The organism is Deinococcus apachensis DSM 19763, from assembly GCF_000381345.1.
Taxonomy (GTDB): domain Bacteria; phylum Deinococcota; class Deinococci; order Deinococcales; family Deinococcaceae; genus Deinococcus; species Deinococcus apachensis.
In genome coordinates this window covers 119707-141759 of the sequence record NZ_KB906402.1, presented here as the reverse complement: position 1 = coordinate 141759, position 22053 = coordinate 119707, and the positions used below count along the sequence as shown (strand labels likewise).

The following is a 22053-nucleotide window of genomic DNA, read 5'->3' as shown; positions in this document are numbered from 1 at the left end:
TGCCTCGCAGCTTTGCAAGTCAAGGGGGAGGAGTAAAACCTCGCCTCTACCACTTCGGTGAAGAGGGGCTCACTTCTGAACCAAAGCTCCAAGAGGTTCCTATGCGATGGACCTACGTCCTCACGCGCCTGCTGCAAATCATTCCCACCCTGATCCTCGCGGCGGTGCTGGTGTTCACCCTCGTGCGGCTGCTGCCCGGCGACCCCGCGAGCGCCATCCTGGGAGACCGCGCCACCCCCGAGATCGTCGAGCGCACCCGGCGGGAACTCGGCCTCGATCAGCCGCTGCCCGTGCAGTTCGCGCGCTTCGTGGGGCGGCTGCTCCAGGGGGACTTCGGGATCAGCACCAGCCTCAAGGTGCCGGTGCTGCGGCTGATCGCCGAGCGGCTGCCCGTCACGCTGTTTCTGACGCTGTACGCCGCCGTCCTGGGCGCGCTCCTCGCCGTGCCGCTCGCGGTGCTCGCCGCGGTGCGGCGCAACACCTGGGTGGACGCCGTGATTCGCGCCGTCTTCCAGGTCGGCCTCTCGCTGCCAGTGTTCTACATCGCCCTGCAACTGCTCACCCTGCTGGGCGCGCGGCTGGGGTGGTTTCCCATCGGCGGGTACGGCGATACCTTCGCCGAGCACCTCTATTACCTCTTCCTGCCCGCCCTGACGCTGGGCTTCAACCTCGCGGCGGTCCTGATGCGGACCCTGCGCGCCTCGATCATCGAGGTGCTGACGGCGGAATACGTGGACTTCGCGCGGGCGAAGGGCCTGAGAAGCCGGGTGATCATGACGCGGCACGTCCTGCGGAACGCGATGATCTCCACCGTCACGCTGCTCGGCCTGAACATCGGGGCGCTCATCGGCGGCGCGGTGATCACTGAAACCGTCTTTGCCATCCCCGGTGTCGGCCGCCTGATGGTGGACGCGATCTTCGGGCGCGACTACCCGGTGATCCAGGGGCTGACGCTGATGTTCGCCGTCATCGTCTCCCTGGTGTTCCTGCTGACCGACCTCATCCACGCCCGCCTCGACCCGAGGGCGCAGCATGCTTAGGGGCGCGGACGCGGCGGCCACGGCGCCCCTTCCCAGCCGTACCCGGCGGCGCTCGCGGCCCAAGCCCACCCTGCTCGCGGGGCTGGTCATCCTCGGCGTGCTGCTGTTCGCGGCGCTGTTCCCGGCGCTCGTCGCCACCCACAGCCCCACCGACTTCGACTACAACGCGATCCTCAAGGGGCCGAGCGCCGGGCACGTGTTTGGCACCGACAACTTCGGGCGCGACGTGTACTCGCGGGTGGTGTACGGGGCACGCATCGACCTCCAGATCGCCCTCTTCACCACCCTCTTCCCCTTCGTGTTCGGCAGCCTGATGGGCGCGCTGACCGCCTTCACGGGCGGGTGGCTCGACGCGGTGTTCGGGCGGCTGGCGGACCTGGTGGTCGTGTTCCCCTTCCTGGTGCTGGTGATCGCCATCGTGGCCGTGCTCGGGCCGGGGCTCCTCAACCTCTACCTCGCGGTGAGCGCGGTGGGGTGGGTGACGTACTGGCGGCTGGTGCGCGGGGAAGTACTGGCGCAGAAGAGGGCCGAGTACGCCCAGGCCGCCCAGGTGATGGGCTACAGCCCGGCGCGCAGGTTGCTGCGCCACCTGCTGCCGAACGCGGTCACGCCGAGCATCGTGTACCTGATGACCGACATGAGCCTGGGCATCCTGCTCGGCGCGTCGCTGGGCTACCTGGGCCTGGGCGCGCAGCCCCCCACCCCCGAGTGGGGCGTGATGGTCGCGGACGGCAAGAACTTCATGGCGAGCGCGTGGTGGGTCTCGACCTTCCCCGGCCTCGCGCTGACGCTGGCGGGTGTGGGCTTCAGCCTGATCGGCGACGGCCTGGCGGACGCCCTGAGGCCCCGCTCATGACGGTCGCGGTCGATACCACCCTTTCCGTGCGCGACCTGCGCGTGCGCTTCGCCACCCCGCGCGGTCCCCTCGACGCCGTGCGCGGCGTGAGTTTCGACCTGCGGCCCGGCGAGGTGCTGGGCCTGGTCGGCGAGTCCGGGTCGGGCAAGAGCGTGACCCTGCGCGCCCTGCTGCGGCTGCACCGCCCGCCCACGCAGGTCAGCGGGGAGGTGCGCTGGAACGGGCAGAATCTGCTCTCCCTGCCGGACACCCGATTGCGCTCGGTGCGCGGCGGCCAGATCGGCATGATCTTTCAGGAACCGATGACCGCCCTCAACCCCGTCCTGACGGTAGGAGAGCAGATCGGCGAGAACCTGCGCGAGCACGCCCGATTGACGGGTCGGGCGGCGCGGGACCGGGCGACCGAACTCCTGGGCCTCGTCGGCATTCCCTCGCCCGCTGCCCGGCTGCGCGACTACCCCCACCAGTTCTCGGGCGGGATGCGCCAGCGGGCCATGATCGCCATCGCGCTCGCCTCCCAGCCGAAGGTGCTCCTCGCGGACGAGCCCACGACCGCGCTCGACGTGACCATTCAGGACCAGATTCTGCGGCTGCTCCTGCGGCTGCGCGAGGAACTGGGCATGGGCCTGATCCTCGTCACCCACGACCTCGGGGTGGTCGCCCAGACCTGTGACCGGGTCGCCGTGATGTACGCGGGCACGCTGGTGGAGACGGCGCCCGTCCTCGATCTCTTCCGTGCCCCGAAGCACGCCTACACCCTGGGCCTGCTGCGCTCGCTGCCGGAGGGGGGAGACCGCCGGGTGCCCCTGCAACCCATCCCGGGCTCGCCGCCCAACCTGCTCGCCCTCGGCGACGCCTGCCCCTTCGTGCCCCGCTGCGCCTACGCGACCCTGAAGTGCCAGGTCGGGGAGCCGCCCCTGGAGGAGGTCGCCCCCGGACGCTTCAGCGCCTGTGTCCACCATGCCGAACTGCCCAGACCGGAGGTGCGGGGATGACGGCCTACGAGAACGTGGTCGCCGCCGAGCAGAATGCCCCCGGCGAGGTCATCCTCACCGTGCAGGGGCTGAACAAGTTCTTCCCGGCGCCCTCCTCGCCGCTCGACCGCCTGCGCGGTGTCCCCCGGCGGGTCGTGCGCGCCCTCAACGACGTGAACCTCGACGTGCGGCGCGGCGAGACGCTGGGGCTGGTGGGCGAGTCGGGCTGCGGCAAGTCCACCCTCGCGCGCTGCCTGGTGCGGCTGCATACCGCCGACGCGGGCAGCATCACCTTCGAGGGACGCGACGTGCTGGGGCTGCGCGGGTCCGAGCTGCGCGCCTACAACCGCCGCGTGCAGATGATCTTCCAGGATCCCTTCTCGTCCCTCAACCCGCGCATGACGGTGGGACAGACGCTGCGCGAGGCGCTGAGCGTGCATAGGATGCGCCCTCCCGCCGAGATTCCCGCCCGGGTCCGCGAACTCCTCGACCTCGTCGGCCTGCCCGCGGAGGCAGAAAGCCGGTTACCCCACGAGTTCTCGGGTGGGCAGCGGCAACGCATCGGCATCGCCCGGGCGCTGGCCGTGGAGCCCCAGTGCCTCGTGGCGGACGAACTCGTCTCCGCCCTCGACGTGAGCGTGCAGGCGCAGGTCGTGAACCTGCTGCTGGAGTTGCAGGAGCGGCTGGGCCTGACGGTGCTGTTCGTCGCGCACGACCTGCGGCTGGTGCGCCACCTCTCGCACCGGGTCGCGGTGATGTACCTCGGCTCGGTGGTGGAGGTGGCGGGCACCGACGACGTGTTCGAGCGTCCCAAGCACCCCTACACCCAGGCCCTGCTCGCCGCCGCGCCCAGGCTCGACCCCGCGCACCGGACGGACGCGCCCGCCGTGGAGGGGGAGATTCCCAGCCCGCTGAACGTGCCCAGCGGCTGCCCCTTCCGCACGCGCTGCCCGCACGCCTTCGACCGCTGCGTGACCCAAAAGCCCGCGCTGCTGGAGACCGACCCCGGACAATACGTCGCGTGTCACCTGTACGATCCACGTCCCGGGCAGGCCGCCCCATGAGCGAGCCCGCCCCCCCTCCCGACACGGCCCCGCCGCGCTTCGCCTTCCGCATCGACCGCTCGCTGGCGGTGCCGGTGGGGGTGCAACTGCGCGGGCAGATCGAGTACGGGGTCGCCTGCGGGGAGATTCCGCGCGGGGCGCAGATGCCGTCGGTGCGCGAACTCTCGCAGGACCTCGGGCTGGCGCACGTGACGGTGGCTGGGGTGTACAAGGAACTGGGGCAAAAGGGCCTGCTCACCACCCATCCGGGACGCGGCACCTTCGTCGCGGACGGGGTGGATGGGGCGCCAAAGCGCGACCTCGCGGCGCTGCACCGGGCGGTCGAGCGGCTGCTCGCCGAGGCGGAGCGGCTGGGCTTCACCCCCGAGGAGGTCTCGCAGGCGCTGGGCACCGGGCTGGGCCGTCTCCGCTCCCCGGAGCGCCCGTTGCGCCTCGCCTTCGTCGGCATCTTCCCCGAGGCGACCCGCTTTTACGTGGACGAGCTGAGAAAGCAGCTGCCCCCGGGGGACCGCATCGAGGCCCTCACGGTGCAGGACCTGCTGGACGACGCGGTGGCGGCGCGGGTCTCGGAGATGGACCTCGTCATTACCCTCGGCCACCGCGAGGCCCAGGTGCGCGACCTGCTGAGCGGCCCCCCGGTCGTGTCGGTGCAGTTCATCCCGGCCGATTTCACCCGCACGGCGCTCGCCGCCCTGAGTCCCCTCATGCGGCTGGGCCTGGTCGTCACCTTCGAGGACTTCCTGCCCACCATGCGGGCGGGGGTGGCGCGCTTCGCCCCGCACATCGACCACGTTCAGGCCGTCACCCTGGACAGCCCGGGGCTCCCCGAGCTGCTGCGCGGCAGCGACGTGATCGTGTACGCCACAGGCTCGGAGCGGGTCGTGGCCGAGCTCCCCAGCGGCACCCAGGCCTTTGAGTACCGCCACGTCCCCGACCCCCGCGCTGTGGAGGGCACCCTCCTCCCCCTGATCGAGGAGCGGCGGATGAGGCTGGCCTCCCAGGACCGTGCCCCTGAAGAAAGGACCCCCCATGCGAATTGAGGACATGAACTGGATGCAGGTCGAGGAGCACCTGACCCGCGACGACCGCTGCGTCCTGCCCCTGGGCAGCACCGAGCAGCACGCCTACCTCAGCCTGTGCGTGGACAACATCCTGCCCTCGAAGCTCGCGGAGGAGGCCGCCGAACCGCTCGGTGTGCCTGTCTTTCCAGTGCTGCCCTACGGGATCACCCCGTATTTCCGCGCGTACCCCGGAAGCGTGACATTGCGGGTCCAGACCTATCTCGCGGTCGTGCGGGACATCCTGGACGGCCTCTACGAGCAGGGCTTCCGCCGCATCCTGATCGTGAACGGGCACGGCGGCAACTCGCCCGCGCAGGGCTTTGTGGGCGAGTGGATGGCCGACCACCCGGAGGCGCGCGTGAAGTTCCACAACTGGTGGAACGCGCCGCGGGTGTGGGCCAAGGTGCAGGCCACCGACCCCAACGCCTCCCACGCCTCGTGGATGGAGAACTTCCCCTGGACGCGGCTGGAAGGTGTGGACCTGCCCGACGAGGAAAAGCCCATGACCGATCTCGACCGCCTGCGCCTGCTGCCCCCCCGGGAACTGCGCGACTTCCTGGGTGAAGGGAATTACGGCGGACGCTACCAGCGCCCCGACGAGGACATGCGGGCGATCTGGGACGTGGCGGTGGGGGAGACGCGCGAGTTGCTGGAGGGTGGCTGGGGCGAGGACCGGACGGCCGCTCCCGTCGGTTTCGGCCGGGGGCAACGATGAGGCTGCTGGTCTGGGGCGCGGGGGCCATCGGCGGCACCATCGGCGCGCACCTCGTGCGGGAGGGGCATGACGTGACCTTCGTGGACCGCGCGGCGGAGCACGTGGCGGCGATGAACAGGAGCGGCCTGCGGATCGAGGGACCCATTACTGAGTTCACCGTGCCCGCCACCGCCGCCACGCCCGAAAGCCTCAGCGGCCAGTGGGACCGGGTGCTGCTCTGCACCAAGGCGCAGGACACCGAGGGGGCTGCGCTCGCCCTCGCGCCGCATCTGGCGCCGGACGGTTGCGTGGTTTCCGTGCAGAACGGCCTCAATCCCCTCACGCTGGCGGAGCACTTCGGCCCGGGACGCGTCCTCGGCAGCTTCGTCAACTTCGGCGCCGACTACCTCTCGCCGGGCGTCATTCACTACGGGGGGCGGGGCGCGGTCGTGCTGGGGGAACTGGACGGCAGGGCGAGCGAGCGGGCACAGGAGTTGTACGCGGCCTTTCGCCAGTTCGAGCCCAACGCCGTCCTCACGCCCAATATCCTCGGCTACCTGTGGAGCAAGCTCGCCTACGGGGCGCAACTCTTCGCCACCGCCCTCACGAACGACGGCATCGCGGACGCCCTCGCGTGGCCCGAGTACCGCCCCCTCTACAGCGAGATCGCCCGCGAGGTGCTGCGGGTGGCGACCGCCGGGGGCATCAAGCTGGAGAGCTTCAACGGCTTCGACCCCACGGCCTTCCTGCCCGGCGCCTCCGAGGAAACCTCCCAGCGTTCCCTCGACGACATGGTCACCTTCAACCGGAAGAGTGCCAAGACCCACAGCGGCATCTGGCGCGACCTGGCCGTTCGCAAGCGCCGCACTGAAGCGGATGCGCAACTCGGCCCCATCGTCGCCTTCGGGGAGAAGTGGGGCGTGCCCACCCCCCTCACCGCGCGCCTGATCGAACTGGTGCATGACCTGGAGGAGGGGCGGCGGGACTTCGGCACCGCCAACCTGGATGAACTGCGCGCCGTGATGGCGGTGCGGGTGTGAACGTCCGCTTCGACGGGCAGCGGGTGATCGTCACCGGGGCGGCCCACGGCTTCGGGCGCGCGATCTCCCTCGCCTTCGCCGAGCGCGGCGCGACCGTCTGGGCCTGCGACCTGAACCGGGACGGGCTGGCGATGACGGAGCAGCAGGCGCTGGAACGCAGCGTGCCCCTCAACGTCCGCGTGGTGGACGTAAGCGACTGCGAAACCGTCCAAGCCTTCGTGCAGGAGGCGAGTGGGGGAGAGCGGGTGGACGTGCTCGTGAACAACGCGGGCGGCGTGCTGGGCCAGGTGGGGCGACCTCTGGAAGAAATTTCTGAGGACGACTGGCACGCCATCTTCCGGGTGAACGTGGACGGCGCCTTCTACTTCGCGCAGGCCGCCGCGCCGCTGATGAAGGCGCGGGGCTCCGGGCGCATCGTCAACATCTCCAGCGGGGCGGGGCTGGGCGTGAGCCTCACGGGCATTCAGGCCTACGCGAGCGCCAAGGCCGCGCAGATCGGCCTGACCCGGCAACTCGCGCACGAACTCGGCCCCTTCGGCATCACCGTGAACAACGTCGCGCCGGGCTTCGTGCGGAGCAACCCGACGACGGAAAGGCAGTGGGAGAGCTACGGCGAGGAGGGGCAGAGAAAGTTGGTGGAGGGGATCGCGCTGAAAAAACTGGGGACGCCCGACGACATCGCGCATGCCGTCCTCTTCTTCGCCTCCGAGTACGCGGGCTGGATCACCGGGCAGGTCCTCAGCGTGGACGGGGGGAAATGATGGAGGAGGTTCTGGCGTATCTGGACGGGAAGAAGGACGCGAACCTGGCAGACCTTCTGACCTTCGGCGCAATTCCCAGCGTGAGCACGGACCCGGAGAGCAGGGGAGAGGTGCGGCGTGCGGCCGATTGGCTCGCCGACCGTCTGCGCGCCACCGGTCCCCTGACGGTCGAAGTCCTCGACACGCCCGGCCATCCCGTCGTCTATGCCGAGTGGCTCGGTGCGCCGGACGCACCCACCGTCCTCGTCTACGGGCATTACGACGTGCAGCCGCCCGACCCCCTGGACCGCTGGGAGAGCCGGCCCTTCACGCCGACGGTGCGGGGGGAACGGGTCTACGGGCGCGGGGTGTCGGACGACAAGGGGCCGCTGCTGATCCCGGTTCAGGCGGCAGAGGCCTTCTTCCAAACACGGGGAAGGCTCCCCCTCAACGTCAAATTCCTCTTCGAGGGCGAGGAGGAGGTCGGCAGCCCCAACCTCGCGCCGTTCGTGCGGGAACACGCGGGGCGGCTGCGCGCGGACGTGGTGCTCTCCGCCGACGGGGGGATGTGGCGGGCGGACGTGCCCACGCTGACCGTGAGTTCGCGTGGTCTCACCGGACTCGAATTCACCCTGCGCGGCCCCAGCAAGGACCTGCACTCGGGGCGGCACGGGGGCGCGGTGCAAAACCCGCTGCATGCCCTGGCCTCACTCATCGCCGGATTGCATGACGAGCAGGGCAGAGTAGCGGTAGACGGTTTTTACGACGATGTCCAGGAGTTGGGCGAGGGCGAGCGGGCGAGCCTCCGAGCCCTGCCCTTCGACGAGGACGTTTACCGCGCGGAAGTCGGCGCCCCCGAACTGGTCGGCGAGGACGACTACTCCACACTTGAACGCCTATGGACCCGCCCGACACTGGAGGTCAACGGGATGTGGGGCGGCTACACCGGGGAGGGCACCAAGACGGTGTTGCCGAGCGAGGCGCACGCCAAGATCACCTGCCGTCTCGTGGCGAGTCAGGACCCGGAGCGGGTCGCTCAGGCCGTCGTCCGCCACCTGGAAACGCACCTCCCGCCCGGTGTGACGCTCGACGTTCGAGCCTCCGACCACGGGGCCCGGGCGTACCGGATTCCCAACAATCATCCCGCCCTGCTTGCCGCCCGCAAGGTTCTCACCCAGGTCTACGGCCAGCCGCCCCTCGAAGTCGGCATGGGCGGCTCCATCCCCATCTGCGAGGTGTTCCAGCGCGAACTCGGCCTGGAGACGATCTTCTTCTCCTTCGCGGTGGGCGACGAGGACATTCACGCGCCCAACGAGTTCTTCCGCGTTCCCCGCCTGTACGAGGGGCAGCGGGCCTGGGCGCTGCTGTGGCAGGCACTCGCGGTGAGGGAGGCAACACCGGCATGAACGAACTGAACACCCAACTCGCGCAGATCAACGATCTGCTGTGCGTCATCAACGTGCTGAACTGGGATGCCCGGACGCAGATGCCGCCCGGCGGAACCGAGACGCGGGGGCATCAACTCGCCACCGTCAGTGCCATCGCCCAGGAACGGTTGACCGCTCCGGCATTGTTGACGGCGTTGGAGAAGGCCGAGGCGAACCTCTCAACCCTCAATGACCGAGAGGCCCGCGCCGTGCGGCAGGCCCGTGAGGCGGTGGACCTCCTTTCCCGCGTCCCCGAGGGGCTCACGCGCGAGCTGGCCGAGGCGAAAAACCGGGCGCAGGCGGTGTGGGCGCGGGCCAAAGGAGAGAACGACTTCGCCGCCTTCGCCCCCGAACTCGAACGGATGGTGGCGCTGAACCGCCGCCTCGCGGACGCCATCGGGTTCGAGGAGCATCCCTACGACGCCCTCGTGCGCCAGTACGAGCCGGGGATGACGGCGGGAACGTTGCAGACGTTGTTCGCTGGGCTCCGGACCGGACTCCTCCCCCTCCTGAACGAGATTCGCGCCGCTCCCGAGCCGCGCGCCGACTTCCTGACCCGCGACTACCCGGAGGACCGGCAACGCGCCTTCGCCCTCGAAATCGCCCAGGCGTTCGGCTACGACCTGACGCGGGGACGGCTGGACGCCTCCGCCCACCCCTTCGAAATCTCCTTCACCCGCCAGGACGTGCGGATCACCACCCGCTACCGACGCGATTTTCTGCCCGGCGCCCTCTTCGGCACCCTGCACGAGACGGGGCACGCGTTGTACGAGCAAAATATCGATCCGGCGCTCACCCGCACGGTGCTGGCCTCGGACCTGCTGGGCCTGTACGCGGTCGGCGGCACGAGCTACGGCACCCACGAGAGCCAGTCGCGGCTGTGGGAGAACCGGGTGGGCCGCTCCCGCGCGTTCTGGGCACACCACTTCCCGCGTCTGCAAGAGGTCTTCCCGGAACAACTCGCGGACGTGACCGGCGAGGAGTTCTGGCGGGCCGTCAATCGGGTGCGCCCCTCCCTGATTCGCGTGGAGGCGGATGAAGTCACGTACGACCTTCATATCATGCTGCGCGTGGAGCTGGAGATGGCCTTGATGGACGGCAGCCTGAGGGTCGCCGACCTCCCCGAGGTCTGGAACGCGAAGGTGAACGACTACCTGGGCGTCACCCCGCCCGACTTCGCCTCCGGCGCCCTCCAGGACATTCACTGGTCGGCGGGCCTCTTCGGCTCCTTCCCGACGTACACGGTGGGGAACGTGATGGCCTCGCAGTTCTATGCGGCGGCGCGGAAGGGCGTGCCGGGGCTGGAGGAGAGCCTGGCGCGCGGCGAATATGCCCCCCTGCGCGAGTGGCTGACGGAGAACGTCTACCGGCACGGGCGAACCTACAGCCCGGCCGAGCTTCTGGAACGCGCGACGGGCCAGGGCCTCGACCCCGCCCCCTACCTCGCCTACCTGCGCGGCAAGTACGCGGAGCTTTACCACCTCACCCCTCAAGGAGAAACGGCATGAGCGCAGCGTCTACCAACGCAGGCATTCGGGGCAAGGTCGCCGTCGTCACCGGCGCGTCGTCCGGCATCGGCGAGGCGACGGCGCTGGCTTTGGCCGAGGCGGGCGCCAAGGTTGTTCTGAATGCCCGGCGCCAGGAACGGCTCGAAGCCCTCGCCGGTCGAATTCGGGACGCGGGCGGTGAGGCAACCGTCTTCGTCGGGGACGCAGCCGACGAGGGGCAGGCGCGGGGAATGATCCAGCACGCCACCCAGACCTTCGGCGGGGTGGACATCCTCGTGAACAACGCCGGACTGATGCTCCTCGGCCCCGTCGCCGACGCCGACACCGAGGACTGGCGGCGGATGATCAATCTCAACCTGCTCGGCCTGATGTACGCCACGCACGCGGCCATTCCCAGCATGAGGGCGCGGGGCGGCGGCCACATCGTCAACGTCTCCTCGGTGTCGGGGCGCGGCGCGAGTCCCACCTCGGCGGGATACAGCGCGACGAAGTGGGGGGTGGGCGGCTTCAGCGAGGGGCTGCGCCAGGAGGTGCGGCTGCACGGCATCCGCGTCACGGTGATCGAACCCGGCGTGGTCCGCACCGAACTCACCGACCACATCACCCACCAGGAGACGAAGACGACCTACGAGGGCCGCATCGCCCAGATGACGCCGCTGGAGCCGGAGGACATCGCCGCCGCCGTGGTGTATGCGGTCACGCAACCCGTGCGCGTCAACGTCAACGAGATCCTGATCCGGCCCCTCGACCAGGGATGAGCCTTTCCCGGAGGCCCATTTGAGGAGGCACAGTTGACCACCCTCCCCGCCGCGCCCTCCGTCCGTCCCCGCTCCGCCCGCTGGCGCCGCTTCAGCCGCGACCGCGCCGCCCTGCTGGGTCTCGCCCTGTGCCTCCTGATCGTCCTCGCCGCGCTCCTCGCCCCGTGGCTGGCCCCACACGACCCCAACTATCAGTTTGCGGAGGGCCTGAGCCTGGAGGGCGCCCCGCTGCCCCCCGGCGGCGCCTTCCCCCTGGGGACCGATCTGCTGGGCCGCGACCTGTTCTCCCGGCTGCTGTGGGGAGCCAGGGCGTCCCTGATTGTCGGGGTCGTCGCCAACGGGGTCGCCGTCCTGATCGGGGTGTTGATGGGGGCGCTCGGCGGGTTGTGGCGGGGGTGGGTCGGCACCCTCGTCATGCGTTTCACGGACGTGATGCTGGCCTTCCCGGTGCTGCTCCTCGCCATCGCGCTCACCGCCGTGCTGCGCCCCAGCCTGTGGATCGTGACGCTGGTGATCGCCCTGCTGAACTGGGTGCCCGTCGCCCGGGTGGTGTACGCCCAGGTCGTCTCGCTGCGCGAGCGTGAGTTCGTGGAGGCGGCCCAGGCGGTCGGCGCGTCCGGCACCCGCATCCTGTGGCGGCACGTCGCCCCGCACCTGCTGCCCACCGCCTTGGTGTGGGGCTCGCTCGGCATCAGCACGACGGTGCTGCTGGAGGCCACCCTCTCCTTCCTGGGCGTCGGCGTCCAGCCCCCCACCCCGAGCTGGGGCGGCATCATCAACGAGAGCCAAAGCTACCTCATGACTGCCCCGTGGCTGGTGATGTTCCCCGGCCTCGCCATCCTGCTCACGTCGCTGGGCTTCAACCTGCTCGGCGAGGGGCTGCGCGACGCCCTCGACCCGAATGGGGGAGGGTGAGTGCTCCGCTTCGCCGCGTCCCGCACCCTCCAGAGCCTCGGCGTGCTGCTCGTCGCGTCGGTGCTCACCTTCAGCCTGATCTTCCTGCTGCCCGCTGACCCCGCCCGGCTGGTGGCCGGGCCGAGCGCCAGCGTGGAGACGGTGAACAGCATCCGGCGCGAGCTGGGTCTGGACCGCCCCTTCGCCGTGCAGTACGCGGGCTACCTGGGCGGTCTGGTGCGCGGCGACCTGGGGAGGTCGTACAAGCAGCAGTCCACGGTGAGTTCGCTGATCGCCTCGCGGGTCGGGCCGACCTTTCAACTCATGCTGGGGGCCATCGCGCTCGAACTCCTGATCGGCATCCCGCTGGGGATCTGGGCGGCGCTGCGGCGGGGCCGCTGGCCCGACCGGATCGTGATGGGCTTCGCCTTCCTCGGCGCGTCGGCCCCGCAGTTCTGGCTGGGGCTGAGCCTGGTCTATCTGCTCGCCTACGCCCTGAACCTCTTCCCGCTCGGCGGCTACGGCGGCCTCTCGCACCTGTTCCTGCCCGCGCTCACCCTGGGGCTGGGCGGCGCGGGGTGGTACGCGCGGGTGCTGCGCTCCTCCATGCTCGACGTGCTTTCCCGCGACTTCGTCCGCACGGCGCGGGCCAAGGGGGTGGCGCCCCGCGGCGTCATCCTGCGCCACGCCCTCCGCAACGCCATCACGCCCGTCGTCACCATGATCGGCCTGGACATCGGGGCCTTCATGGGCGGCGTGGTCGTCGTGGAGAGCGTCTTCGGGTGGCCGGGCTTGGGCCGCCTGGTGTGGGACGCGATCCGCGTGGTGGACATCCCCGTCATCGTCGGCGTGGTGATCTTCAGCGCCCTGGTCATCACGCTCGCCAACCTGCTCGCCGACCTCGTTCAGCTCCTCATCGACCCGCGTACCCGCTACGCGTAAGGAGAGACCCATGCACAGAGCCCTCGGTCTGCCGCTCCTCCTCGGCCTCACGCTGGCCCTCGCCCAGGGGGCGCCCCAGCGCGGCGGGACGATCACCGTCTCCTACAAGGACGACGTGACGACGCTCGACCCCGCCATCGGCTACGACTACCAGAACTGGCCGATGGAGAAGATGGTCTTCGACGCCCTGCTCGACTACAAGCCCGGCAGCACGGCGCTGGAGCCCCGCCTCGCCGCGAGGATGCCCGAGGTGTCGAGGGACGGGAAGACCTACACCTTCACCCTCCGCAAGGGCGTCAAGTTCCACAACGGCCGCGTGATGACGGCGGACGACGTGCGCTACACCCTGGAGCGGGTGCTCGATCCCAAGACGAAGAGCCCCGGCCAGAGCTTCTACACCGGCATCCAGGGCGCCCAGGCCTTTGTGGACGGCAAGGCGAAGAGCGTGAAGGGGATTCAGGTCCTCGGCCCCGACCGGGTGCGGATCACCCTGGAGGCGCCGAACGCCGCCTTCCTGAACATCATGGCGATGAACTTCGCCTTCATCGTGCCGAGGGAAGCGGTCGCCGCCGCCGGGGGAGACTTCGGGCACAAGCCGGTCGGAACCGGGCCCTTCAAGCTGGCCTCGTGGGTCTCCGGCCAGCAGCTCCAGTTCACCCGCAACCCCAACTACTTCATGGCGGGGATGCCGTCCCTCGACGGGGTGACGGTCAAGGTCGGCCTCGATCCCTCCGTCGCCTTCCTCAGCCTCCAGCGCGGCGAGGTGGATCTCCTCGGGGACGGCATCCCGCCCGCCCAGTTCCTGCAGGTCACCCGCGACCCCAAGTTCAAGCCGAACATCGTCTCCAAGACGTCGGTGAACACGACCTACCTCAGCCTCAACACCAAGATGGGGCCGCTGAAGGACGTGCGGGTGCGGCAGGCGATCAACCACGCGGTCAACAAGACGAAGATTCTGCGGATCATCAACGGGCGCGGCGTGGTCGCGCAGAGCGTGCTGCCGCCCCTGATGCCCGGCTACAACAAGGGCGAGCAGGGGTACACCTACGACCCGGCGAAGGCAAAAACTCTCCTGACGGCGGCGGGCTTCCCGAACGGCTTCTCCACCACCCTCTACACCAACTCCACCGATCCCAACCCGCGCATCGCGCAGAGCATCCAGCAGGACCTCGCCCAGGTCGGCATCAGGGCGCAGATCAAGAGCCTGGCGCAGAGCAGCGTCATCGACGCGGCAGGCACGCCGAACACCGTGCCGATGGTCTGGTCGGGCGGGATGGCCTGGACCCAGGACTACCCCGACCCCAGCGACTTCTACTGGCCGATCCTGTCGTGCCGCAGCGCCGTGCAGGGCGGCTGGAACTGGCCGATGTACTGCGATAAGGCGCTCGACGCCCGCGCGGACAAGGCCGACCGTATGGTGTCGTCAAACCAGCAAGCCGCCCGCCTCGCCGAGTACGGCCGGATTTTCGCCGCGCTGAACAAGCAGGCCGTCTGGGTGCCCGTCTTCCACGAGGTCCGCTACATGATGAAATCCGACCGCCTGGTGGGCGACGTGAACAACCTCGTGGACCCCACCCACTTCATCAATTACGAGCGCCTTTCGGTGCGGAAGTGAGGCGGGGGAGATGACGACGCGCCCGAAATGCACCATCCACGACCACCACTTCGGCTGGGACAACATCCTGCCGCCCAAGTTGGAGGTCGAGCCCGGCGAGACCATCGAGTTCGAGGTGCTTGACTCCAGCGGCGGGCAGTTCACCCGCGCGTCCGGCCACTCGGACGTGAGTGTCCTCGACTTCGCCAAGGTGAACCCGGTGACCGGCCCCATCTTCGTGCGTGGCGCCGAGCCCGGGGACGCCCTGACGGTGGACATCCTCGAATTCCGGCCCTCGGGCTTCGGGTGGACGGCGGCGATTCCCGGCTTCGGCCTGCTGACGGAAGACTTTCCCGAGCCGTACCTCAAGCTGTGGCACTACGGACAGCACACGGCGGAGTTCCTGCCCGGCATCGAGGTCCCGGTGCGCCCCTTTCCCGGCACCATCGGCAACGCGCCCGCTGAACCCGGTCACCACTCGGTCGTGCCGCCGCGCGCCGTGGGCGGAAATATGGACATCCGCGACCTGACGGCGGGCACCACGCTGCACCTACCCGTCGCGGTGCCCGGCGCCCTCTTCTCGGTGGGCGACACCCACGCGGCCCAGGGCGACGGCGAGGTGTGCGGCACGGCCATCGAGTCCGCCATGCACGTCACGCTGCGCTTCGGCCTGGTCAAGGGGGCAGGGTTGAAGACGCCGCGCTTCTCCACACCGGGCGCGGTCACCGCCCACATCGACGGGAAGGGCTACCACGTCACCACCGGCATCGGCCCCGATCTCTACGCGGCGGCGCAGGACGCGACGCGGGGCATGATCGACCTGATGGGGAAGGAGTACAGCCTCGCCCCCATGGACGCCTACCTGCTGTGTTCCGTGGCGGCCGACCTGCGAATCAGCGAGATCGTGGACGCGCCCAACTGGCTGGTGAGCCTGTACCTGCCGAGAAGCATCTTTTCCTGATCCGCGCACCGGAAGGCCGGGGTCGGCACCTTCGACCCCGGCCGCCTTCGATCCCTTGCCGCGGGCACGCAGGCGAGGAGAGGGAGCCAAAGGGCGCCCTTTGGCTCTCAATACGTCACGGGCAGAAATATACCTGTTGTTTAGTTGATGTGCGAATTGAAGCGTAGCTTAACCGCGTCCTGGACGCGACTAAAATTGCAGCCTCATAGGAAGGCCAGGAAGGGGCCTCGAAACTGTTTTAAGGGGTAGAGGATGGGTGAAGGGCCCAGGCGCGAGCGGGTCTCCCCGGCCACTCGTGGTTGCATTTGAGTTGTAGGCCAGGCGAGCTGCGTGGGAAAAGAGACTTGGTCCAGCCGCGCCGCCAACGGACGGAGGCCGGACGCGCCGAGCCGTTCCAGGGAAGACGGGGCCACGCCCTCGCTGCCAGAAGAGGCCCAGCCGTGTGGGTTGGACGGCGACTGCCTTCATTTCTGTTCTCACACTAAGTCAGATTAGTGTGAATTACCCAGGACGGGTGTCGGCGGGCTGTCGCAAGACGGGTGACGGCCTTCGTCAGCGTCCCGCCCCGGGGTCCTGCTGCGCGACCAGGCGCTCCAGGCTGCCCCGCCAGTTCCGGCGCAGCAGGGCAGCGGCCCGGTCCCACTGGCGGGCGCGCAGGGCCTCGACCATCGCCGCGTGGTCGCCCAGGAGCGTTCCCCGCACGCCTCCTGGCCGAAGTACGCGAGTTCCACCCGCCGCGACTTGAGCTTGACCTGCCCCAGCACATCGGCCAGGGCCCGGTTGCCCGCCGCGTCGACCCGCACCTCGTGAAACGCGTCGTCCGCCGAGAGGGCGCGGGCGTCGTGGTCCTCCAGCGCCCACGCGAGGTCAGCGTTGGCCTCCTCCAACCGCCGCAGGTGGCCCTCGGTGATCTGTGATCTGGCCTGTTCCAGCGCGAGCACGTCGAGCGCCTCGATTGCGGGGCTGCTCGCCGCCCTGACCGGGCTGGACGCCGGGGTCCACCGGGACGCCCTCGGAATGGGTGGGGACAGCCGCGTGCTCCTGATCTCGACCGAGGGCGCGACCGACCTCCAGGGCTACGCCCGCATCGTCGGCACCCGGGTTCCCGGAATCTCCCCGTGAAGGCTCCCCGGATTCCGGTGGAAAGGTTCTGAACATACCCTGACCTCCATCCGAAGGGAACAGGAAAGAGGGCGGGCTCTGGGAGGTGGATGGGCCGGTAGGCCTGCACGGGCTGTGCGGACCTCGGACGTAGTTGATGCCCCGGTTGCCTCCCGGGCTCTCCCCTTCCCATCCCTGGGGGTTCAGGAACTGGAGTCACTTGGGCTCAGTCCGCGCTGAGCGCTCCCTCGCGCACCCCGGCCGCCTGCGCGACGAAGCGGGCGGTGCGACGGGCCAGCGCCATACAGGTGATCATGGGGTTGGCGCCCGAGGAGGTCGGAAAGGCGCTCGTGTCGCCGATCCAGACGCCGGGGGTGCGGTGCAACTCGCCCCGGGGGTTCGCGACACTGGTGTCGGGGTCGAGCCCCATCCGCGCCGTGCCCATCTGGTGCGCGCTGAAGACCGCGTGCCCGCCCGTGTCGATGGGCTGGGTCCGCAACCCGGCGATCCAGGCCTCCAGGTCCTCCCCGCGTTTCCAGGGTCGCGCGCGTCCGGACGACGCATGGATGGCTTCCGCGCCCGCCGCCTCCAGCAATCGCGCCACCGTCGCCTGGCCGTGCCAGTAGTTTTCCACGTCCAGCGGGTCGGTCACGGCGTAGGTCACCCGCGCCTGGCCCTGCCCGTCCAGGGTCACCCGGCCGTGGCCGTGGTCTCGGGTGAGGTGGATCAGGGTGACGCTGCGGCTGTGCCCGGCCATCAGGTCCTTGTGCGCCGCGCCACTTCTCCAGGTTGCGGCCGCCGCGTGCAGGCCGGTGGTGTACTGGATCGTCTCGACCAGGTAGCCGTAGCCGCCTACGCGCCCCGAGAACTCGTCGACGAGAGCGGCCTGGGCCGGGCCCCACCAGTTGCGCTGGTCCTCGGCGAACAGCCCGGTCAGCACGCCGCAGGGGTGCAGCCGCAGGTACTCGCCGACCGCCGGGCCGCCCAGCCCCGAGCGCAGCAGCAGCGCGGGTGTCTCCAGCGCCCCGCCTGCCACGACGACCTGGGGGGCGCGCACCGTCACCTGCCGGAACGTGCCGTCCTCCCCCCTCACCGTGGCCGCCACCCCGACCGCCCGGCCCCCCTCGGTGAGAATGCGCTCAGCGGCGGCGCGCGTCACGATCCGGGCGCCCCGCGCCACCGCGTCCCTCAGGTACGTCTTGAGGGTGCTCTGCTTGCTGCCGGTCGCGTCCCCGAAGCCGATGTGCCCGGCGTGCTGTGGGTCGTGCCGCGCGGGGTCGGCGTTGCGGAAGGCTTTCCTCGCCCGGTAGCCCAGCCGCTGCGCACCCTCCAGCATCCGCAGGTGGGTGCCGTTGTACTCGCTCGCCTGGTCGTTCGCCCCGAGGCGCGCCATGACGGCGTCGAGGTCGGCCTCGAACGCCGGGCCGTCCAGTCCCTCCAGGCCCAGCCCGGCCCACTCGCGGCGTACCTCATCCGGGGTGCGGACGCAGTTCATCCAGTTCACGGTGGTGCCGCCGCCCAGGGTTTTTCCGGCGATCAGCGACACGTTCCCATCGGCGGTCGGGGTAAAGCCGCCGCGCCAGTACAGGTTCCGGTACGCCCACAGCTCGGACTTGCCCAGCTCGGCGTCGGCGAACTGCGCGCCCGCCTCCAGCACGACCACCCGCAGGCCGCGCCCCGCGAGTTCCCCGGCGATCACGCCGCCCCCCGCCCCGGACCCCACGACCACCACGTCCGCCTCCAGCGTGGCACCGTCCCCGGGGCGCACGGTCGGGAGGTCAGGCTCGCTCGCCCCGCCCGTGAAGGTGGGTCCCGGGTAGCCGAACTGCCGCCAGAAGGGGTTGGGCGCCTCCGGGCCCGCCCCCGCGTAGGTCAGCATCAGGCACAGCCGCCGCAGCGCCGCGATCCCCTGGGCGGCCCGCGGGTCGAGACGGCTCACCCCACGCAGCACGGCCTCACGCCCGGCGAGCGGCATCCACCGCCGCATCCCGGCCCGGCCCAGGATGTCCAGCAGCCGCCCCAGGTCGGCCCGCTGGTCGCCGGAAAGCTCCGCGAGGAACGCCTCCGCGGCCAGGTGTGCGCCCGAGGCGCTGCCGGGGGTCGCGTAGAAGCCGTGGGGGTCGCCTGCCCGCCTGAGCGCGGGGGCGAAGGTGTCCACCAGGGCGAGCAGGGTCCGGCGCTGGCCTGGGCTGAGGGGCTGGGACATGGTCTTCCTCCGGGGGCAGGCAAGGGCGCGGCCGACCTCGTCGCCAAACTGGGTTGTGCTGCCCCCGTACTCTAGCCCAGCGGCGCCGGGGGAGTGGGCTCCTCCGGCGGGCAGGCGGGCAGGGTGAAGAGGAACGTGCTTCCCTCCCCCGGCGCGCTCTCCAGCCAGAGTTCCCCCCCGTGCTGCTCGACGATCTTCTTGCACACGGCCAGCCCGATGCCGGTGCCGTCGAACTCCTCGCGGCCGTGCAGGCGCTGGAAGATCACGAAGATGCGCTCGAAATACTGCGGCTCAATCCCGATGCCGTTGTCGCGCACGGAAAAGCGCCACAGCTCCCCCTCGCGCCGGGCGGAGACGTGCACTCGGGGCGGCGCCCCCTCGCGGCGGTATTTCAGCGCGTTGGACAGCAGGTTCTGAAGCAGTTGGTCCAGCCGCGCCGGGTCGGCGAGGACGCAGGGCAGGGGATCGCGGGTGAGCCGTCCCCCCGCCGCCTCCACCTCGTCCGCGATGCGCCGGGCGACCTGGTCGAACACCGCGGCGGCGTCGGCGGCCCGGGGGTGGCGGGGCCGGGTGTTCAGGCGCGAGAAGCCCAGCAGGTCGTCCACCAGGCGCTTCATGTGCTGCCCGTTCTCGACGATCTGGCGCAGGTAGAGCTGGCCGCGCTCGTCGAGCCCGTCCCCGTAGCGCCTGAGGGCGAGTTCGGCGAAGCTCGTCACCGCCCGCAGCGGGGCCTGGAGGTCGTGGGAGGCCACGTAGGCGAACTGCTCCAGCTCCGCGTTCGAGCGCCGCAGTTCCTCGTTGCTGCGCCGCAGCCGCTCCTCGGCCTCGCGGCGCTCGGTCACGTCGCGGATCAGGCCGACCATGCGCGTGACCTCGCCCCCCGCGTTCCACATGAAGTGCCCGTCCGTCTCGACCTCGCGCACGCTGCCGTCCTTGCGCTGGACCCGGAAGCCGGTGTGCAGCACCGCGCGCTCGCGCACCGCCCGGATCGCCTCCTCCCGGAAGGCGGCCCGGTCCTCGGGGTGGACCAGGCTTTCCATCCACCGGCCCGCGTGTCCGGCGAGTTCCCCCGGGGTGTAGCCGGTGATCTCCTCCAGCGGGCCGCCGTAGACCATCTCTCCCGTGGCGGCGTTCCAGTCGTACAGCAGGTTGCCCGAGCCCTGCACGGCGACCTCGTAGCGTTCGCGCCACTCGGTGACCTCCCGGGTGCGCCGCGCGAGGTCCGCCACCCCCTGTGCCGCCTCCAGCGCGGTGCCCAGGCTGCGAACCACCGTCTCCAGCACCACGCGGTCGGTGCGCGTCCACGCCCGCTCCTCGAACAGCACGGCGATGAACACCCCGGCCACCTCCCCCCGGCGCAGCACCGGCAGGGACGCGGCGGCATTCACGTGCTGCACCAGCTCGGCCGGGGTGTCGCTGCCCCGCGCGTAGGCGTCTTGGTAGAAGGGCTGCCGGGTGGCCCAGGGAATGTCCACGCTCGGCGTCACGCCGACCAGCGGCCCCGCGTCAATGAAGGCCTGGAGGTCGGCGTGCCCCACCTCGCCCACCTGCACCCGGTTGCGCCAGCGCTCCCCCTCCCGCTCGTAGTACAGCGCGTAGCCCTGGGGCAGCAGCGAGAGCACGACCTCCTGCGCCCGCCGGACCAGCGCGTGGGGGTCGGCCCGCAGGCTGAGGTCTCGGGTCAGCTCGGCAAAGCCCTCCAGGGCCCGGGCGCGGGCCTCCAGCTCCGCGTTCTGGGCGGCGAGCCGCGCGGCCACGTCCGCCCGCTCCAGGCTCAGCCCCAGGCTGCGCCCCACCGCCAACACCACCGCCTGCTCGCGCTCGGACCAGTCCCGCGCGTCCTGAGTGCCCACGACGAGCAGGCTGCGCGGCCCCGCCCCGCCGAAGTACGGGAACAGGGCGACGGCGCCGTAGGCCTCGGTGTGCTCCACCTCCTCGCGCGCCGCGTCCCAGCCGGAGACGAACACCGGCTCCCGGCTCTCCACCGCCCGCGCGAAGCTGGGCGTATCCAGGGGCAGGCCCTGGGTCAGGGTCCCCACGACCTCGGGCGCGAGGTCCTCGGTCCAGACCCTCGCGCGCCACAGCGCCCCCTCCAGCTCGTAGTACGCCACGCTCACGCCCCCCAGCGTGGCGCGCAGCACTTCCCCGGCCCGCCGGGCCAGCGCGTACACCTCCGTCTCGTGGCCCACCGCCTCGCTGAAGGCCACGAAGGCGTCCAGGGCCGCCGCCCCCTCGGCCAGCCGCTGCACCGCCGCCGCGCGTTCCAGGGCCAGGCCCAGCGTTCCCGCCGCCCGCCGCAGCAGCCTGCGTTCCTCGGGCTCCCAGGGCTGAGGCCCCACCGGGCGCCACACGACCAGAAAGCCCTCCAGGGTGCCGCCCGGCGTGCGGATGGGCTCGACCCCGCAGGCCAGCGCCGGGAAGGTGGTCAGGGTGCCCGGCTCGGCCCGGTAGTCATGCAGGTACACGCCGTGCCCCTCGCGGGCCACCCGCGCCAGGACCGGCGCCCCCGCGAGCGTCAGGCCGGGGCGGGTCATGTGCGCCACAATGGCGGGCGGCGTGTCGCCCCAGATCGTGGGCAGGCGGATGGCCTCGCCGTCCAGCCGCACCACGAGCATGCTGCGCGCCCCCAGCGCCGGGCCGATCAGCCGCAGCGCCTGCTCGGCCACCTGCCCGGGGGTCGCCGCACCCTGCAGCGCCGCCGACAGCGCCGCGAGGAGTTCGGCGTCCTGATAGGCCCGCTCCAGCGCGTGGACCCGCTCCTCCCCCGTGCCGGGACGCTCCGGCCCCTCCCGGTCCAGCTCGTGGGCGGTCCAGACCCAGGTGCCCGGGCCGAGGTCCGGGGCGGGGCGGGCCCGCAGGGCGAACCAGTGGTACTCGCCCCCCGCCCCGCGCAGCCGGTGGTCGCCCGCCACCTCCTCCCCCAGCGGCCAGGCGGCCTGCCAGCGGCCCAGCAGCTCCGCACGCTCGCCGGGGTGCAGCGCCTCTACGAAGGGCTGGCCCAGCACCTCAGACTCGTCCAGGCCGGTGTAGGCCCGCCACGCCTGGTTGACGAGCGTGAGGTGGCCGGAGGCGTCCGCCAGCCACAGCGGGTCGGGCAGGGCGTCGTACAGGAGGCGGGCATGAAACAGAGTCTCGGTGCCCGGGCTGGGCTTCATGGGCCGATTCTAACGTTCCCACCCGGCTCCGGAAGGCG

Annotated in this window: 19 protein-coding genes and 1 pseudogene; 16 read left to right on the top strand and 4 right to left on the bottom strand. The window is 70.7% G+C overall.

The features are described 5' to 3' along the window. The first annotated feature begins 101 nt into the window (after positions 1–101). From F784_RS0110415 to F784_RS0110345, 15 genes are read left to right on the top strand one after another with little or no spacing between them, the layout of a single operon-like run. Positions 102–1040, top strand: coding sequence for an ABC transporter permease (locus F784_RS0110415; protein WP_019586672.1), 939 nt, complete (start codon positions 102–104; stop codon positions 1038–1040). Then, positions 1033–1896, top strand: coding sequence for an ABC transporter permease (locus F784_RS0110410; protein WP_019586671.1), 864 nt, complete (start codon positions 1033–1035; stop codon positions 1894–1896). The genes F784_RS0110415 and F784_RS0110410 overlap by 8 nt, the downstream gene beginning before the upstream one ends. After that, positions 1893–2891 carry an ABC transporter ATP-binding protein gene (locus F784_RS0110405; RefSeq protein WP_019586670.1) on the top strand — a complete coding sequence of 333 codons (999 nt, stop codon included), beginning with the start codon at positions 1893–1895 and terminating at the stop codon, positions 2889–2891. Before F784_RS0110410 ends, F784_RS0110405 begins: the two co-directional genes overlap by 4 nt. Next, positions 2888–3934, top strand: a complete 1047-nt coding sequence (locus tag F784_RS0110400) for an ABC transporter ATP-binding protein (protein WP_019586669.1) — start codon at positions 2888–2890, stop codon at positions 3932–3934. Before F784_RS0110405 ends, F784_RS0110400 begins: the two co-directional genes overlap by 4 nt. Continuing rightward, complete coding sequence (locus tag F784_RS22880; protein WP_019586668.1) at positions 3931–4974, top strand: GntR family transcriptional regulator; 1044 nt, start codon at positions 3931–3933, stop codon at positions 4972–4974. The genes F784_RS0110400 and F784_RS22880 overlap by 4 nt, the downstream gene beginning before the upstream one ends. Continuing rightward, a complete protein-coding gene (locus F784_RS0110390; protein WP_051086965.1) occupies positions 4964–5710 on the top strand; it encodes a creatininase family protein in 747 nt (248 codons plus the stop codon). The genes F784_RS22880 and F784_RS0110390 overlap by 11 nt, the downstream gene beginning before the upstream one ends. Further along, positions 5707–6729: a ketopantoate reductase family protein gene (locus F784_RS0110385; protein ID WP_019586666.1), complete on the top strand. Its 1023-nt coding sequence runs from the start codon at positions 5707–5709 to the stop codon at positions 6727–6729. Before F784_RS0110390 ends, F784_RS0110385 begins: the two co-directional genes overlap by 4 nt. After that, positions 6726–7490, top strand: a complete 765-nt coding sequence (locus F784_RS0110380) for an SDR family NAD(P)-dependent oxidoreductase (RefSeq protein WP_019586665.1) — start codon at positions 6726–6728, stop codon at positions 7488–7490. Before F784_RS0110385 ends, F784_RS0110380 begins: the two co-directional genes overlap by 4 nt. Then, entirely contained in the window at positions 7487–8875 is a 1389-nt protein-coding gene (locus F784_RS0110375; RefSeq protein ID WP_157465173.1) for a dipeptidase, read from the top strand. The genes F784_RS0110380 and F784_RS0110375 overlap by 4 nt, the downstream gene beginning before the upstream one ends. Then, a complete protein-coding gene (locus F784_RS0110370; protein WP_019586663.1) occupies positions 8872–10404 on the top strand; it encodes a carboxypeptidase M32 in 1533 nt (510 codons plus the stop codon). The genes F784_RS0110375 and F784_RS0110370 overlap by 4 nt, the downstream gene beginning before the upstream one ends. Continuing rightward, complete coding sequence (locus F784_RS0110365) at positions 10401–11162, top strand: SDR family NAD(P)-dependent oxidoreductase (RefSeq protein WP_019586662.1); 762 nt, start codon at positions 10401–10403, stop codon at positions 11160–11162. Before F784_RS0110370 ends, F784_RS0110365 begins: the two co-directional genes overlap by 4 nt. A 33-nt stretch (positions 11163–11195) precedes the next feature. Further along, on the top strand, positions 11196–12077 hold the full coding sequence (locus F784_RS0110360) for an ABC transporter permease (RefSeq protein WP_019586661.1): 882 nt from the start codon (positions 11196–11198) through the stop codon (positions 12075–12077). Then, positions 12078–12998, top strand: a complete 921-nt coding sequence (locus tag F784_RS0110355) for an ABC transporter permease (RefSeq protein ID WP_019586660.1) — start codon at positions 12078–12080, stop codon at positions 12996–12998. Between the two features lie 10 nt (positions 12999–13008). Beyond that, the gene (locus tag F784_RS0110350) at positions 13009–14613 is read left to right on the top strand and encodes an ABC transporter substrate-binding protein (RefSeq protein WP_019586659.1); all 1605 of its coding nucleotides are present in this window, start codon (positions 13009–13011) and stop codon (positions 14611–14613) included. A gap of 10 nt (positions 14614–14623) precedes the next feature. After that, positions 14624–15553, top strand: coding sequence for an acetamidase/formamidase family protein (locus tag F784_RS0110345; protein ID WP_019586658.1), 930 nt, complete (start codon positions 14624–14626; stop codon positions 15551–15553). A 552-nt stretch (positions 15554–16105) separates the two neighbouring features. Here the strand turns inward: F784_RS0110345 and F784_RS27100 are convergent. After that, entirely contained in the window at positions 16106–16255 is a 150-nt protein-coding gene (locus F784_RS27100) for a hypothetical protein (RefSeq protein ID WP_019586657.1), read from the bottom strand. Positions 16256–16320: 65 nt separating this feature from the next. Next, a pseudogene (locus F784_RS27805) lies at positions 16321–16494 on the bottom strand (FCD domain-containing protein); the annotation flags it as partial. On the opposite strand from F784_RS27805, the gene F784_RS26615 reads away from it, so the two are divergent. Next, complete coding sequence (locus tag F784_RS26615) at positions 16460–16675, top strand: hypothetical protein (protein ID WP_019586656.1); 216 nt, start codon at positions 16460–16462, stop codon at positions 16673–16675. The pseudogene F784_RS27805 and the gene F784_RS26615 overlap by 35 nt on opposite strands. 205 nt (positions 16676–16880) lie before the next feature. Here the strand turns inward: F784_RS26615 and F784_RS0110330 are convergent, their stop codons facing one another. Together F784_RS0110330 and F784_RS22875 are read right to left on the bottom strand one after the other, a co-directional pair. Next, the gene (locus F784_RS0110330) at positions 16881–18860 is read right to left on the bottom strand and encodes a GMC family oxidoreductase (RefSeq protein WP_019586655.1); all 1980 of its coding nucleotides are present in this window, start codon (positions 18858–18860) and stop codon (positions 16881–16883) included. Between the two features lie 71 nt (positions 18861–18931). Beyond that, positions 18932–22015, bottom strand: a complete 3084-nt coding sequence (locus F784_RS22875; protein ID WP_019586654.1) for an ATP-binding protein — start codon at positions 22013–22015, stop codon at positions 18932–18934. Positions 22016–22053 lie beyond the last annotated feature (38 nt).